This is a genomic window from Clostridium sp. Cult3 (genome assembly GCF_021655115.1).
Classification (GTDB): Bacteria; Bacillota; Clostridia; order Tissierellales; family Tepidimicrobiaceae; genus PPXY01.
The window spans coordinates 1-14,752 of record NZ_PPXY01000022.1; the positions used below are offsets into that span (position 1 = coordinate 1).

General features: G+C 31.5%; 13 protein-coding genes and 1 riboswitch. Of the genes, 7 read left to right on the top strand and 6 right to left on the bottom strand.

Annotation, left to right across the window (positions count from 1 at the left end; genetic code table 11):
- Nucleotides 1-124 precede the first annotated feature (124 nt).
- From C3E88_RS05175 to C3E88_RS05195, 5 genes are all read left to right on the top strand, one after another.
- Complete coding sequence (locus C3E88_RS05175; protein WP_236909103.1) at nucleotides 125-547, top strand: DMT family transporter; 423 nt, start codon at nucleotides 125-127, stop codon at nucleotides 545-547.
- Nucleotides 548-644: 97 nt separating this feature from the next.
- Nucleotides 645-1,082, top strand: a complete 438-nt coding sequence (locus C3E88_RS05180) for a DMT family transporter (protein ID WP_236909104.1) — start codon at nucleotides 645-647, stop codon at nucleotides 1,080-1,082.
- Nucleotides 1,069-1,168, top strand: a riboswitch (purine riboswitch). It overlaps the preceding gene by 14 nt.
- Nucleotides 1,169-1,299: 131 nt before the next feature.
- On the top strand, nucleotides 1,300-2,286 hold the full coding sequence (gene add / locus C3E88_RS05185) for an adenosine deaminase (RefSeq protein ID WP_236909105.1): 987 nt from the start codon (nucleotides 1,300-1,302) through the stop codon (nucleotides 2,284-2,286).
- 418 nt (nucleotides 2,287-2,704) lie between these two features.
- Nucleotides 2,705-4,246, top strand: a complete 1,542-nt coding sequence (locus C3E88_RS05190) for a BCCT family transporter (protein WP_236909106.1) — start codon at nucleotides 2,705-2,707, stop codon at nucleotides 4,244-4,246.
- A 457-nt stretch (nucleotides 4,247-4,703) separates the two neighbouring features.
- Nucleotides 4,704-6,287: a hypothetical protein gene (locus C3E88_RS05195; RefSeq protein WP_236909107.1), complete on the top strand. Its 1,584-nt coding sequence runs from the start codon at nucleotides 4,704-4,706 to the stop codon at nucleotides 6,285-6,287.
- Between the two features lie 30 nt (nucleotides 6,288-6,317).
- Here the strand turns inward: C3E88_RS05195 and C3E88_RS05200 are convergent, their stop codons facing one another.
- The 5 genes from C3E88_RS05200 to ftsE form a co-directional block, all read right to left on the bottom strand.
- Nucleotides 6,318-7,481 carry a hypothetical protein gene (locus C3E88_RS05200; RefSeq protein WP_236909108.1) on the bottom strand — a complete coding sequence of 388 codons (1,164 nt, stop codon included), beginning with the start codon at nucleotides 7,479-7,481 and terminating at the stop codon, nucleotides 6,318-6,320.
- A gap of 1 nt (nucleotide 7,482) precedes the next feature.
- Nucleotides 7,483-8,712, bottom strand: a complete 1,230-nt coding sequence (locus C3E88_RS05205; RefSeq protein WP_236909109.1) for a S41 family peptidase — start codon at nucleotides 8,710-8,712, stop codon at nucleotides 7,483-7,485.
- Between the two features lie 95 nt (nucleotides 8,713-8,807).
- Entirely contained in the window at nucleotides 8,808-9,947 is a 1,140-nt protein-coding gene (locus C3E88_RS05210) for a murein hydrolase activator EnvC family protein (RefSeq protein ID WP_236909110.1), read from the bottom strand.
- Nucleotides 9,948-9,960: 13 nt separating this feature from the next.
- The gene (gene ftsX, locus C3E88_RS05215; protein ID WP_236909111.1) at nucleotides 9,961-10,863 is read right to left on the bottom strand and encodes a permease-like cell division protein FtsX; all 903 of its coding nucleotides are present in this window, start codon (nucleotides 10,861-10,863) and stop codon (nucleotides 9,961-9,963) included.
- Nucleotides 10,838-11,533, bottom strand: a complete 696-nt coding sequence (gene ftsE, locus C3E88_RS05220; protein ID WP_236909112.1) for a cell division ATP-binding protein FtsE — start codon at nucleotides 11,531-11,533, stop codon at nucleotides 10,838-10,840. The genes ftsX and ftsE overlap by 26 nt, the downstream gene beginning before the upstream one ends.
- 194 nt (nucleotides 11,534-11,727) lie before the next feature.
- Between ftsE and C3E88_RS05225 the strand changes: the two genes are divergently transcribed.
- Together C3E88_RS05225 and C3E88_RS05230 are read left to right on the top strand one after the other, a co-directional pair.
- On the top strand, nucleotides 11,728-12,312 hold the full coding sequence (locus C3E88_RS05225) for a 5-formyltetrahydrofolate cyclo-ligase (RefSeq protein ID WP_236909113.1): 585 nt from the start codon (nucleotides 11,728-11,730) through the stop codon (nucleotides 12,310-12,312).
- Nucleotides 12,313-12,387: 75 nt separating this feature from the next.
- Nucleotides 12,388-13,575, top strand: a complete 1,188-nt coding sequence (locus tag C3E88_RS05230) for a coenzyme F420-0:L-glutamate ligase (protein WP_236909114.1) — start codon at nucleotides 12,388-12,390, stop codon at nucleotides 13,573-13,575.
- A gap of 25 nt (nucleotides 13,576-13,600) precedes the next feature.
- On the opposite strand, the gene C3E88_RS05235 is transcribed toward C3E88_RS05230, so the two are convergent.
- Entirely contained in the window at nucleotides 13,601-14,662 is a 1,062-nt protein-coding gene (locus C3E88_RS05235; RefSeq protein ID WP_236909115.1) for an AI-2E family transporter, read from the bottom strand.
- Between the last annotated feature and the right edge of the window lie 90 nt (nucleotides 14,663-14,752).

The following is a 14,752-nucleotide window of genomic DNA, read 5'->3' on the forward strand; positions in this document are numbered from 1 at the left end:
GAAAATTAGGACATATGTCATATTAATATTAATTATTTATATGATAAGCTTTCATTATACGTGTTAGTGGCTAAGTCTGATTAGTGGCAACTAGTATTTGGTTACTAAAAAGGGGTGGGGTAAAGTGTACAAGGTAAATGCTGTTTTTATAGGCTTATTAATTGCTATTATGGTAACAGTTAATGGTGTTTTATCTGGATATGTTGGGGATTATTTAGGTGTATTAATAATTCATATAGTAGGATTCATATCAATAAGTTTAATTTTAATATTTAGAAAGAAAAAATTTGACCTGAAAAAAGATATTCCTATTTATTTGTTTAGTGGAGGAGCTGTTGGAGTTTTTTTAGTATCTTTTAATAACATATGTTTTAAAAATTTAGGAGTATCTTTAACATTATCATTAGGATTATTTGGACAATCAATTGCTTCAGTAATTATAGATCACTTTGGATTGTTAGGAATGGAAGTTAATAAATTTAACAGTAAGAAAATAATAGGGTTTATTTTAATATTAGTAGGATTGATTATAATGTTGATATATTAGCTTATAAGTAAATTTTTAATTTTTACAGTTTAGAAAATCTTATAATTAAAATTTGAAATATGGAATACAAGTTCTCTTAGTATTAGGAGGAAAATATATGTTATATGTAGTACTTGCATTAATAAGTGGATGCTTAGTTATTTTATCAATGGTAATTAATTCACATTTAGCAAAAAAGATAGGTGTATTCCAAGGAACGTTTGTGAATTATTTAGTAGGACTATTATTTATTAGTATGATTTTGATTTTTAAGAATGAGTTTAGCAATTTATCATTTAATAGGTTATCTCCTATTCCGTTTTGGGCTTATTTGGGTGGTTTAATAGGAGTAAGTGTTGTAGCAATATCAAATATTATAATACCTAAAATTCCAACCATTTATTCCACTTTACTCATTTTCTTGGGACAGCTTTTTACAGGTATAGGTATAGATTATTTTAGAGGTAGTTTAATTTCAAAAGGTAAAATAATTGGAGGACTATTTATTATTGCAGGCTTGATATATAATTTTAATGTTGATAAACAGGATTCTTAACTTAATTCGTATAACTCCAATGACATGGTTTGGAGGTCTCTACCAGGAACCGATAACTCCTGATTACGAAGAAAATACTGCTATATTTAATAGAGGTATTTTTTTTGAAATTAGGAGTTTTTATATTTAATGAAATTGAATAGTTAAAAATTCTAAATATGAAATGAAAGCTTTGGTATGAACAGTAATTTTAAATTTTAAATGAAAGAGGGATATTATGAATTTTTTTAATTTACCTAAGATTGAATTGCATTGCCATTTAGATGGAAGTGTTAGACCAAATACAGTTATCGATATAGCAAAAAAAGAAGGGATAAATATACCCAGTTCAGATGTTGATACAATTAAACATTTAATGATTGCTCCAGCAGAATGTACTTCTTTAAATGAATATTTAGAAAGGTTTGTATTGCCTTTAAAAGTAATGCAGTCAAAGGAAAGTTTGAGAAGGATAGCTTATGAACTTCTTGAAGATGCGGCTAAAGAAAATGTAAAATATATTGAGGTGAGATTTGCACCATTACTTCATACTGAAAAAGGGTTAACAGTTAAAGAAATAATACAGAATGTTTTAAAAGGCATGAAAGAAGCTGAAAAAAATTTTGATATTAAAGGAAATTTAATTCTATCATTTTTAAAGCATATGTCACCGAATAGTATTTTTGATGTAATAGAACAAGGAAAAAATTTCCTTGGAAATGGAGTAGTTGGGGTAGATTTATGTGGTTCTGAAAATGAAGGATTTTCTAAAGAATTTATACATCCTATTGCTTTAGCTAGAGAATATGGTTATAGAGTAACAATACATGCTGGTGAGACGGGAGTAGGGGAAAATGTGCTTGAAGCTGTAGAACTTTTAGGAGCTGAAAGAATTGGACATGGTGTAGCTATAAGAGATTGTACTAAAGCATACAATATAGTGAGAGAGAAAGGTATTATCCTTGAAATGTGCCCAACGAGTAATGTTCAAACAAAGGCAGTTAATGTATTTAAAGAACATCCTATATATGATTTCTATAGGGATGGGATAAAAGTGACTGTTAATACAGATAACAGAACAGTATCAAATACAGTATTGACCAATGAATGTGATATTTTATTTAATGAATTTCATATAACTTATGATGACTATAAGAAAATTTACAATGATAGTGTAGATGCCTGCTTTATTGATGATGAATTAAAGGCGAATCTATATATTTAAGAAAATTGCATAATTCTATAAATATATAACTTGCATTACGTATTTCAATTTTTTAATTATGCAATTTCCTCATTTAAATAAATAAAAAAATTATTGCACAATTATATGTAATTAATTTATATAAAATAAAAGGGGGAATTGTAAGTAGAGATAGGGTTATACCGTAATTTAAAGGCTATAATCCTATTTTTTATATATAAGAAAATGATTAATTAACACAAATAAACAAAATATTAAGAAAATTATAATAGTTAAATAGAAAAAGAGCAGGTATACAAGATAAATGTGAATATTAGGCATTTATTGGTTTAATTAAGATATTTTACAAGAAACAACCTCTATGATATAATTAAGTTGTTTAAAGTTACACTTTTATGTTAGCATATAAGTTGTTGCTTTGTCAAAGGGGGAGAATTTAGTGATAGATTTAATTAATAAGATAAAAAAAGAAAGGGTATTTTATATTTCAAGTATTAGTTTAGTTAGTATACTTATTTATGCATTTTTTAACATAAAGACTTTTCAAATAGGATTAAATAAAGCACTTAATTTTTTACTTAATAAATGCTATTGGTTTTATTCTGGAGTTATGTTAAGCTTTTTTATATTTTGCGTATATCTTATAGTAAGCAAATATGGGAAAATAAAATTAGGTGGAGATAATGAAAAGCCTGAGTATAATTTTATGTCTTGGCTTGCAATGCTTTTCTGTGCAGGAATGGGAATGGGACTTGTTTTCTGGTCTATATCAGAACCGTTAATGCATTATACAAATCCTCTTAAAGGTCAGCCTTTTACTGAGGAAGCAAAAAGGTTTGCTCTAGGAAAGTCATTTTTACATTGGGGTACCGCAGCTTGGGCATGTTATGCAATTCTTGCATTAATATTAGCATATATGCAGTTTAGAAAAGGGAAGCCTGCTTTAATGAGCAGTGCTTTAATACCTCTTATAGGAGAAAAAAGAGCTAAAGGATGGCTCGGAAATTTAATAGATATATTAACTATTTTTACTACTGTAGCAGGGGTTATCACTTCACTTGGACTTGGAACTTTGCAAATCAATGCAGGGCTTAACTTCTTATTTAATATTCCAGAAAATATAAAAGTAAAATTAATACTAATAGTTATAGTAACTATTTGCTATATGACTTCAGCTATATTAGGAATTAATAAAGGAATAAAAATTTTATCTGATGTTAACCTATTTATAGCGGCTTTGGTTATTATGCTTACGATAGTTATAGGACCTACAGCAAGTATGATAGAAAATCTATTCATAGGGTTGGGGGAATATGGAAAAGAAATTTTAACTACTAATAACAATATATTTTTACATGGTGATTGGTATAATAAGTGGACTTTATTTTACTGGGCATGGTGGATAGCATGGGCTCCTCCGGTGGGAATATTTATAGCTAGGATTTCAAGAGGAAGAACTATAAGAGAATTCTTACTAGGAGTATTAATAGTACCATCTTTATTATGCTTTGTATGGTTTACTGTATTTGGAACTATGGGATTTAATGTAGGAAGTTCATTAGCATTAGAAGCAGTTAAAAATACACAAACAACATTTTTTATTATTATAAGTAAGTATCCTTTAGGATTTTTAATATGTAGTTTGGTCATGATTTTATCAATGATATTTTTTGTAACTTCAGCAGATTCTTTTACTTTCGTTTTAGGAATGCTTTCTTCAAATGGAGATTTAAATCCTAAGAGTTCAAAGAAGATTATATGGGGAATAATTCAAGGTGCTTTAACTGTAGTATTTTTATTAGCAGGAGGTCTGGAAATGGTGCAGACAGCCTCAGTAGTAGCTGCTTTTCCTTTTGCCTTTGTAATGATATTTTCTATGATTTCTTTCAAGAAAAGTTTAAAAGAAGAAAAAGAGGCAGTATTAAGAGATAAGGTTGTAAAAGAAGTTGCAATAGGCCTGAAACAGAAGACGATGGAATAAAAGTGTGACGTAATAAATAACGGCAGAAGAATAGGTTTCTCTAAATATATGTAGTTGAGGAAATTGCATAATTGAAAAATATATAACTCCATGAAAGTTTCATTGTTAACTGCTTCTAAAAATATTATGTTGGCTACAAGAAAATTTTTTCGGTTTGATTATCGGATATAGCCATCAAGCTAATTTATATGTAATTTTACAATTAGCTTGATGGTTATTTTATTTGGAAATTTAAAAATTCATAAAATCTTATAGTAATACTTTATAGAAAATAGTTTATATGAAATTTAGGAAGCCAAAATAAAGCATATTAATTTATATATAAATGTAAAAAGTTCTTGACATTTATACACAAGAGATTTACACTATAAATGTCAAAAGTTTTTTTGTTAAAATAATATTTAGATTGAACAATTTGATTTTATATTATAAACTAATAGCAAAGGAGGATACAATGATGAAAAAAATATTAATCCTTTTTACCATTATAACATTAATATTAGCTGCCAGTGGATGCAACCTCACAGAAGATGGTCCCTTACAAACTATGGAAAAACTTGAAGAAGAATCTCTCAGCTACAAGATTGAAAAAATCGTACTATCCAAGGGATTCCAATCAATAGAGCCTAGTGTAGAGGTATTAAATAAAAATAGCAATCTAAAATTACTAATATCTACTGGGCTAATTGAAAGTTCTGGAGTTACCATCAATAGGATTACTAAATCCGGAAAAGAAATAAATATATATATAGATCGCTTGTTAGAAAAAGGCAAAGTTCAGCTAGCAGTTCCTCAGATTATGATAGAAGTCGAAGAACCTGTAGTAGAAAAACTTGAAGAATTAAATTACAATATTATCAGCCAAAACTACGAACCTATAGCTTTAAAGTTTAACAAAAGTCAGATTTTAAACAAAATATACTCTCAGTATAAAATTTCACCAAATACTGTACCTACAGTAGACTTAACCAAGAGAAAGGATCAACTTTTTTGGGATATATCCTTTAACAGTATATTTGATAAGGAGAACCATGAATCCCCTCTAGTCAATTTTAATGTTAAAGTAGATGCTTATACTGGTGATGTATTGGATTTAGAAAAAGACGACATTTCTACCTATGTAGATGACGGATCCCTACTAGATTATATACCCCATAGTTGCCTACTTTATAAACGTCAACATGAAAACAAGGATAATAAAACCTACGAAAGCCTATGGAGTTACAATATAGAAACTGGGGAGAAGAAAAAATTATATACTTCGAAGGACAAAATACAATCAGCACTTTTTAGTCCAAATAATAAATATGTTTCCTTAATTGAAATGGATGATAATAAAACCGATCTATATATAATAATGGTATCAAATAATGCAACCTATAAAGTAACTTCTGTTAACTATTTGCATCCAAAACTGATGAAATGGAAGGATGAAAATAGTCTTTATTTTGTGGATACTAATGGACATAGATCTACACTGTTGACTTACGATGTGGAGGAAAATAGTTCTAAGGTACAATTTGATTTAGGAATATCTGTAGATGATTTTGATGTGTTTAATGGCAACTTTTTATTTGTGGAAAGCCAGGATGATTCCCTAAATAAAACCATATATTTAAAGGAAAAGGATATGGAACTAGAAGAAATTGATAAGGGATTTAAGGCAACATTTATTAATGAAAATAATATTGCCTATCTAAAAAACCTGGAAAAGGAAGACAAAAACACCTTCCATATATACGATATTAAAAAGCAGGAAGAAATCAACGATCTAGACTATGATATATCCAATTACTTTAAACTTGATGAAGGGAATATGATCCTTATTGAAAAGAATACCTGTAACAATGATTTTACATTAAACAAGTATAATATGGTAAATGGACATATATTGCCTATTGCAAAGATAAGCAGTGATAAAGTATTTTATGATGCAGTAAGGGAAAGAGGTTATATAGCTTTAGCACCACCTTTAGATAACAAAAAGGATAATGCTATATATTCTATAGATTTAAGCAAGCTACGTGCTATGGATGATTAATATATAGAGCCTAGTATATACTAGGCCCTATCAATTTCTAAAGCGAGCTTTCTTCTTTTTATATTTACTTATCCATCGCCTAAGAGGTGATTTAGCTTCTTCCACTAAAATTCCATATCTAGAGGAGTTTGAAACCACTACCAAACCTAAAGTTCTAATACCTTTTTGATAATCCTTATACTCCTTGGTGATTAGACCCTTTTCTATATCAAAAACATCTACCCATATATAATTTGGCCTAAAGTATAAGATCTCTTCCATTGCCTCCTTTGAGTATATTCTATGCCCATTTAAAGTTAACAATACATCTCCCGTATTTAAGTCCATGGCTTCCCCTATACTATTTGGTAGGACATCCAAGACCTTCAAACCATGGCTAGCAGCCTTAAATATATACTCTCCTCGTTCTTCTATTCTTTTTCCTAAGATTATGGTCATCTCATGGCCTAATGGTGCAAAAATAGCTGCAATATATTTAAATATATAGTAGTCTATAGATAATCTAGAAAGCAAAAGCAGCAAAATACTAAATATGGACAATAGTCCAGCTGTTACTATGGATTTTTTTTCAGGATAATTGGTTAAGGCATAATCCCCATAACCCAATATAGCTATAACAGTTACTGGATACATATAACTATTGTTAATAAATATATTAAAAGGAAGGGGCCAAAATCTATTCATAACAAACCCTCCCACTATCTCTTCTTCTCTTTCCATAAATATGGGGATTTTTCCCCTTTTGCCATCTACCAATATTAAAAAGCTCTCAACTAGATGTAACCCACCTACGACGAATAGGATACTTGACACATTTATATTGTTGTATCCAAATATTAAGCTTATCAGAGAAACTATTCCTGCTGCATATGAAAAACACATAAATCTAGGATGAATTAATGAAAGCAATAAGGTTAAAGGCAATACTAAATAGAAATCCTTGGGGTTAATGGCAGTGCCTGAAAGGATAAAGATAATACTCCCTAATACACCCCCTATTAACCCAAACACTATAGATACTATAGTGTTGTACAAAGGAGATTTCTTATTTGTCCCCAAAATATCCCTTTCCATATTAGCTATTTTTCCATACTGAAAATATATAATAGCTGTTACAACCCAAAAAATGGGGGATTTTAGGGTACCTAGTATATTATCTATAGAATAATATACTACTTGAAGAAAAATGTGCATATTAATTCTCCCCAATGATCTCTTTCATCTTCTTTATAGCTGCTTGAAGCTGAATATCTTGGTCTAAATTTTCTATTCCTATTTCTTCTACGTCCTCTGGCAAATCTACAATAATGTCAGGCTCTATGCCAATGCCATGAATATTAGTACCATTTGGAGTAAAATATTCTGAAACAGTCAACTTAAATCCAGACCCATCAGATAATTGTCTAATTCTCTGAACTACTCCTTTCCCGAAGGTTTTGTTCCCTATAAGTACTCCTCTATTTCGATCCTTAACAGCTCCAGCTAGTATTTCCGATGCACTAGCACTTCCCTCATTTACTAAAACCACTAAAGGTATATCCGTGTGTTTATTTGAAGATCTTTCATAGGTCCTTTCTCCGCTTCTAGTTTCAGTGTAGACTACAACTCCCTCATCTAAAAATTCATCAGCAATATCTACACATATATCTAATAATCCGCCAGGATTATATCTTAAATCCAAAATAATCCCAGAGACTTTTTGATTCATTAGAGAATTTAAATCCTTTTTAAAGTCTTCATAGGTCAATTCGTCAAAGGAAGTAATCTTCATATAACCAATATTATCCTCTATTACATCTGATTTTACAGTAACTAACCTAATCTCTTCTCTTACTATATCTACATCCATATAATTATTCTTGCCATCTTTATCTTTTCTTAATATGGTGATGCTTACCTTTGTATTGGGTTTGCCTTTCATCAACTTTACTGCCTTATCCATATTGTCTGCTGTAAATTCCTGACCTTCAACTTTGATAATCTTGTCACCAGTCTTTAGTCCAGCTCGTTCTCCTGGAGTATCCTCAATAGGAGCTACTACTGTTATTAGATTGTCTTCCCCAGGAGTAACTATTACACCTATTCCTCCGTAAACCCCTTTGGTATGTTCCGTAAAATCTTTGAATTCCTCCTGAGTCATATATACGGAATAAGGATCTTCTAAAGCTTGGAACATTCCTTTTAACTGTCCTTCCACCAACTTTTCTTCATCTACTTCTTTTAAAAAGTAGTCCTTAACATAGGATTCCAATCCCATAGCCTTAGAATATTTTTTGTAGGCAGATGTAAGTTGCTCATACTCTACTGCAGGGATAACGACTCTATCTTTATACTTTATAGTCACCTTATTGGTAACACCAAAAGTAACGATATTGGTCACCAATAACAGTATAACCATTATGGTTATAGCTCTTTTTTTTGACATATCCTTCACCTCTATATATTGAATTATGTATTCTATTTTATTATTTCTACCCAAACATTATACCATATCACTATCATTGGATAAAAAAAAGGGGATTATTTCCCCTTTAGCCATGGTATTGGATCTACATAAGAACCGTTCTTTCTAACTTCAAAATGCACATGAGGCCCTGTGGAAAATCCGGTACTGCCTACTTTAGCTATAGTACTACCTTTTGAAACCTGGGTCCCTTCACTAACAGATAGAGAAGAGTTATGTCCATATAAAGTTACTATGCCACCACCATGATCTATCATTATGGTCTTTCCATAACCTCCTAAAGTTCCTGAATATATAACCGTACCATCGGCCGCAGCAACTACTGTGGTTCCACTCGGTGCAGGAATATCTAATCCTGTATGTAGTTTTTTCACTTTGAATATTGGATGTATTCTATATCCAAAGTATGAAGATATCCTTGAATGACCTGGTACTGGCCAACTCATAGCACCACCAGAATAAGGTCCATCTACCCTCTGCAATTTTACTATTTCGGATTCAATATTCTTGGCTAATTTGTTTAGATCGTCATACTGTTCTTCTGCTTTCTTCAGATCCTTTTCTAATTCACCCATTAGCACTACTTTAGCCCTTGTAGCCTTATCTAAATCTGCCTTCCTAGAATCTAGTTTGGACTTAGTCGCCTCTACAGAAGCTCTTTGAGCTTGTAGTTCTGTCTTCTTCTTATCTATTATATCCCTTTGCTCCTTCATATATTTGATTAGATCTACATCATAATTGGCAACGGACTGAATCATCTGTCTCCTTGATAGAAAATCTCTAATATCTGCCGATGCTAAAAGCACCTCTAGATAACCGACGCTGCCATTTTTATACATGACTCTTAGACGAGAATTAAAAGCATCCTGTTTCCCTTCTATTTTTGTCTCTGCCTCTTCTAGTTCTTTCGTAGTTATATCGATGCTTTCGTTCAGTTTAGTTAATTCCTTTTCTACAATCTCCAATTCTTTTGCCGCAGCTTCCATTTCCTTGTCCAACTGTTCTATTTGAGCAGATACGTCTTTGGTCTGATTTTTTAAATCCTTGATTTCTTTTTTCTTCTGGTCAATCTCTTGAATGGTGCTCTTCTGTTTCTTTTTTAAATCCTGTATACTATTATCTGCAAATACTATAGCACAGTTAAACAAAAGTACTAAAGCTAATAGCAGATATATAGTCCTCCTTTTTTCATCCATGTGTTTTCCCCCTTTAAACATTTAAAAATCTCTTTAGGGATACTAAGCTTCCTAATGCTCCAATCCCTACTCCAATTGCAATAAATATAATAGATATATCCTTAATCAACGCAACTGGTGGAACCAAATATACGGTAAATAACACATATAATTTATCATTTACTGTGTTGAAAAAGTACCCATAACCATAGTTTACTATTAAAATAGATAGGACGGCTCCAATCAAACCAAATAATATGCCCTCTATAATGAAGGGCCCTCTTATATAGCCATTGGTGGCTCCTACATACTTCATTATATTTACTTCTCTTTGTCTTGCAGTAACCGTAATCTTTATGGTGTTCGATATTATAAAAATTGATACAAAGATAAGTATTGCTGTAATAATCAAGCCTCCTCCTCTAACATAGTTAGCAAATAATACTAGCTTTTCTATGATATCCTTGTAGTATTTTACCTCTTCTACTCCTGCTAAACCGCTAACCTTGTCCACTACTGAATCTGCGTACTCTATATCTTTAAGTTTTACTATAAAGGAGTTTGGCAATGGATTAGTCTCTAGACCTTCTAGAAGTGAAGCATTTTCTTCCCAATCCTCTTTCATAATTTCCATAGCTTGATCTTTTGATTGGTATATTACTGATAAAACCCCTTCATTGCCTCCAGCCTGGTTTTCTACATGGTCTAATTGTTCATCGGTAATATCGTCTTCTAAGAATATCTGTATTTCATCAAATTTATTCTTCGTTTCCAATACCACATTATTTATACTTAATATCATTATAAGGACTATTCCAAGAATAATCAATACCGCTGTAATGGATCCAACAGAGGCTAGTCCCATTCCCCGGTTACGCCACATACCTTGAAAACCTTGTTTCACAATATTTTTAAATATGCGGAATTTCATGTTCATACACACCCTTCTCTTCGTCCCTTACTATTTTACCTGCTTCAATGGCGATTACTCTTCTTTTCATAATATCTACTATATCTTTCGCATGGGTTGCCATGAGTACTGTAGTTCCACGCCTATTGATATCTCTAAGAACCTTCATTATATCCCAAGCTGTTTCTGGATCTAGATTTCCCGTAGGCTCATCGGCAATTAATATGGGTGGATTATTGACTATTGCCCTAGATATAGCTACCCTTTGATGTTCCCCACCGGATAGTTCATCGGGATAACAATGAGCCTTTCTACTTAAGTCTACCATACCTAGTACCATAGGTACATTCCTTCTTATATCCTTTGGATGGGCACCCACTATTTCCATAGCAAAGGCTACATTTTCATATACGGTTTTGTTTGGTAATAGTCTAAAATCTTGAAATACTACCCCCACTTTCCTTCTAATATAAGGCACCTTCCTATTTTTAACCTTAGTAATATCCATATCATTTAAATATATCTTCCCTTCCGTCGGGTCTTCTTCCTTAAGTATTAACTTTATCATTGTGGATTTTCCTGCTCCACTGGGACCAACCAAAAATACAAATTCTCCCTTCTTTATAGTTAAATTAACATTGGACAATGCTTTTACACCATTTTTATATTCTTTACTTACGTTGATAAACTGGATCAAATGTTTTCACCTCTATGTATAGGAATATTTCTTAGTTCTCATATATAAAATTATATCATAACTATTATATGATTCTATTTTTATTTACTAAATCCTCTTTATTTATTTTATTTCTTGATCAATTTTACATATCCATTTTGATAATATATTATAATATAAGTTGAAGAATAAATAAATAGTAAAGGGTGGTTGTATTGGATAAAAAAGTATTGAGGAAGCAAATATTGGATAAAAGGTCTCAGCTTACACCTCAAGAAATAAAAGAAAAAAGTAAAAGTATAGAAAATAGATTGTTTAGCTTAGTAGAGTATAAGCAGTCCAATTTTATATTTTCTTTTATTAGCTTCAGAGATGAGGTTCATACCCATGAGATAATTAAAACTTCCTTAGATAATGGAAAGAGAATAGGAGTACCTATTACGGTGGTAGAACCCAGAAAACTATTGGTGTCTGAAATAAAGGATTTTGATGAGGAATTAGAGATGGGTTATTATGATATATTAGCTCCTAAAGAGGAGTACCAACGAATAGTATCCCCGGATCTAGTAGATTTAGTATTAGTCCCTGGAGTTGCCTTTGATGAAAGGGGTTATAGGGTAGGATATGGTGGGGGTTACTATGATAGATTTTTCAGTGGCTTAAAAAGAGATGTAGTAAAAATCGGCCTATGTTACGAATTGCAAATTTCATCTCAAGTTCCTATAGATTCTTATGATATCCCTGTGGATTATATCCTTACTGAAAGGAGACTAATCAAGTGTAGAAACAAAAATACTTAAACATCTCTATTAATTTCACTTAAAAATGATATAATATTAGAGGACAATACAAATTTTTTTATAGGAGGAATTTTAATGGTAAGAACCGTTGGTACTACAGTAAGAGGTATAAGGGCTCCCATAGTTAAAAAAGGAGATGACCTAATCAATATTGTAGTAGATTCTGTTTTAAATGCTGCTGAACATGAACATTTTGAACTTAATGATAGAGATATAATCGGTATTACAGAATCCTTAGTAGCTAGAGCTCAAGGTAACTATGCTACTATTGAAGATATAGCAGAAGATGTCTCCCAAAAATTTGAGGGAGATATTGGAGTAGTATTCCCTATACTTAGTCGAAATAGATTTTCTATTATATTAAAGGGGATAGCCTTGACTGGTAAGAAAGTCCATATACTTCTAAACTATCCTTCTGATGAAGTAGGTAATCAACTGATGGACATAGATAAGATGGATCAATTGGGGATCAACCCCTATACCGATATCTTAACGGAAAAAGAATATCGAAATCTATTTGGTGAAAATGTAGCCCATCCCTTTACAGGAATAGATTATGTAAAGGTTTATAAGGATTTAGCTGTTAATGATAATATAGAGATATATCTGTCTAACGACCCTAGAACTATATTGGATTACGTAGATGATGTTTTAGTGGCCAATGTCCATGATAGAAAACGAACTAAAAGGCTTCTAAGGGAGGCTGGAGCTAACAAGGTATATGGTTTAGATGATCTATTGAGTCAATCCATAAATGGTAGTGGATATAATCCTGAATATGGTCTACTAGGTTCTAACTTAGCTTCGGAAAATGAGGTTAAGCTATTCCCAAGGGATTCAAAATATTATGTACATGAAATTCAAAAAAAGATGGAAGAAAAAACAGGAAAGACTATAGAGGTAATGGTCTACGGTGATGGAGCTTTTAAAGACCCTGTAGGCAGAATCTGGGAGCTTGCCGACCCAATTGTATCACCAGGATATACTTCTGGCCTTGAAGGAACTCCTAATGAAATCAAATTAAAGTACTTAGCTGATACGGAGCTAAAGGATTTGGATGGGGAAAAGGCTCAAGAGGCTATCAAACAAAAAATTATCAATAAGAACAAAAGTTTAGTAGGACATGCGGAGTCTTTAGGCACTACTCCTCGCCGTTTAACAGATCTATTGGGTAGCCTATGTGACTTGACAAGTGGTAGTGGTGATAAAGGAACACCTATAGTACTTATACAAGGATATTTTGATAATTATGCTACAGAGTAAAAATAGGGCGGAACTAAAATCCGTCCTATTTTTTATCCAAAGATATTCCTTTTTGTTTAAATTGTTTGTCTATATACTTACTTAATAGGGATTTAATAACCGCTGCTGTTGGCACTGCGAATAGCATTCCCCACACTCCAAAGAATCCCCCTCCGATAAGAATAGATAATATAATCCAAAAGGGCTTTAAGCCTACTTGAATTCCTAATATTTTCGGACCTAAATATAGTCCATCAAACTGTTGTAATAAGAATATAAAGATTAGAACCAACAAAGCCTTGAAGGGACTATAAAAGAGAGTTATTATAGCTGACGGAATCATACCAATAAAGGGCCCAAAGTAAGGGATCATATTGGTAACCCCTACCATTAAACTTATCAGTAGAGCATAGCGTATCTTCATGATTGAACAACCAATGAAACACAATATGCCTATTATCAAAGAATCCAGTAGTTTTCCCACAAAGAAATTAGAAAATGCTTTTTTAATCTCCTTAAACACTCCTAAAATTGCATCTGCTCTCTCTACGGAAAAAATAGCATAGGTCAACTTTTGAATATTTTTAGCAAAATATTCCTTATCTTTTAATATATAAACTGAAATGATAGATCCTAATATAAAGTTGATTAAATTAGAAGTCCATGATATTACCTGATTGACGGTTTTATTCAACATAGGAGTTATACTTTCCCCTAGTTTAGAAAACAAATCTTCTAATTCTGCTTTTAAATAGTCTAATATCCCATATTTATCTATTTCCCTCAAATATTCAGGAGTTTCTGATAACCACTCTTCCGTTTTATTTGCATAATATGGAATCTCCCTAGCTAAAGTTTTGATACTGTCAACTACTTTTGGAGTAATAATTGTAATAAACAATACTATGGTCCCATAAAAAATTACATATACTATTAAAATATTTACCCAGCGTTTTAACTTAAAGTTCTTCTCCAAAACGTTTAATAAGGCATTTAGAAAAAAAGCTATTACAAAGGCCCATATAAAGGGTTTGGCTATCTTTCCTATGGTATCAGAAAATTCTGCACTATCGATTGTTTTCCATATTAAAAGTGAAATAATAAGCAAAATAAAAAACTTAATATAGTTAAATTTCTTTTCTATTTTTATTCCCTCCTTTTGTCCATTAAAATATCTTCTACAATGGTATCTATTATT

What these genes read in the sequence shown, in the direction of transcription:
- C3E88_RS05180 (WP_236909104.1), top strand. Translation starts at nt 645, where the DNA reads ATGTTATATGTAGTACTTGCATTAATAAGTGGATGCTTAGTTATTTTA.
- add (WP_236909105.1), top strand. Translation starts at nt 1,300, where the DNA reads ATGAATTTTTTTAATTTACCTAAGATTGAATTGCATTGCCATTTAGAT.
- C3E88_RS05195 (WP_236909107.1), top strand. Translation starts at nt 4,704, where the DNA reads ATGAAAAAAATATTAATCCTTTTTACCATTATAACATTAATATTAGCT.
- C3E88_RS05200 (WP_236909108.1), bottom strand. Translation starts at nt 7,481, where the DNA reads ATGCACATTTTTCTTCAAGTAGTATATTATTCTATAGATAATATACTA.
- C3E88_RS05205 (WP_236909109.1), bottom strand. Translation starts at nt 8,712, where the DNA reads ATGTCAAAAAAAAGAGCTATAACCATAATGGTTATACTGTTATTGGTG.
- C3E88_RS05210 (WP_236909110.1), bottom strand. Translation starts at nt 9,947, where the DNA reads ATGGATGAAAAAAGGAGGACTATATATCTGCTATTAGCTTTAGTACTT.
- ftsX (WP_236909111.1), bottom strand. Translation starts at nt 10,863, where the DNA reads ATGAACATGAAATTCCGCATATTTAAAAATATTGTGAAACAAGGTTTT.
- C3E88_RS05230 (WP_236909114.1), top strand. Translation starts at nt 12,388, where the DNA reads ATGGTAAGAACCGTTGGTACTACAGTAAGAGGTATAAGGGCTCCCATA.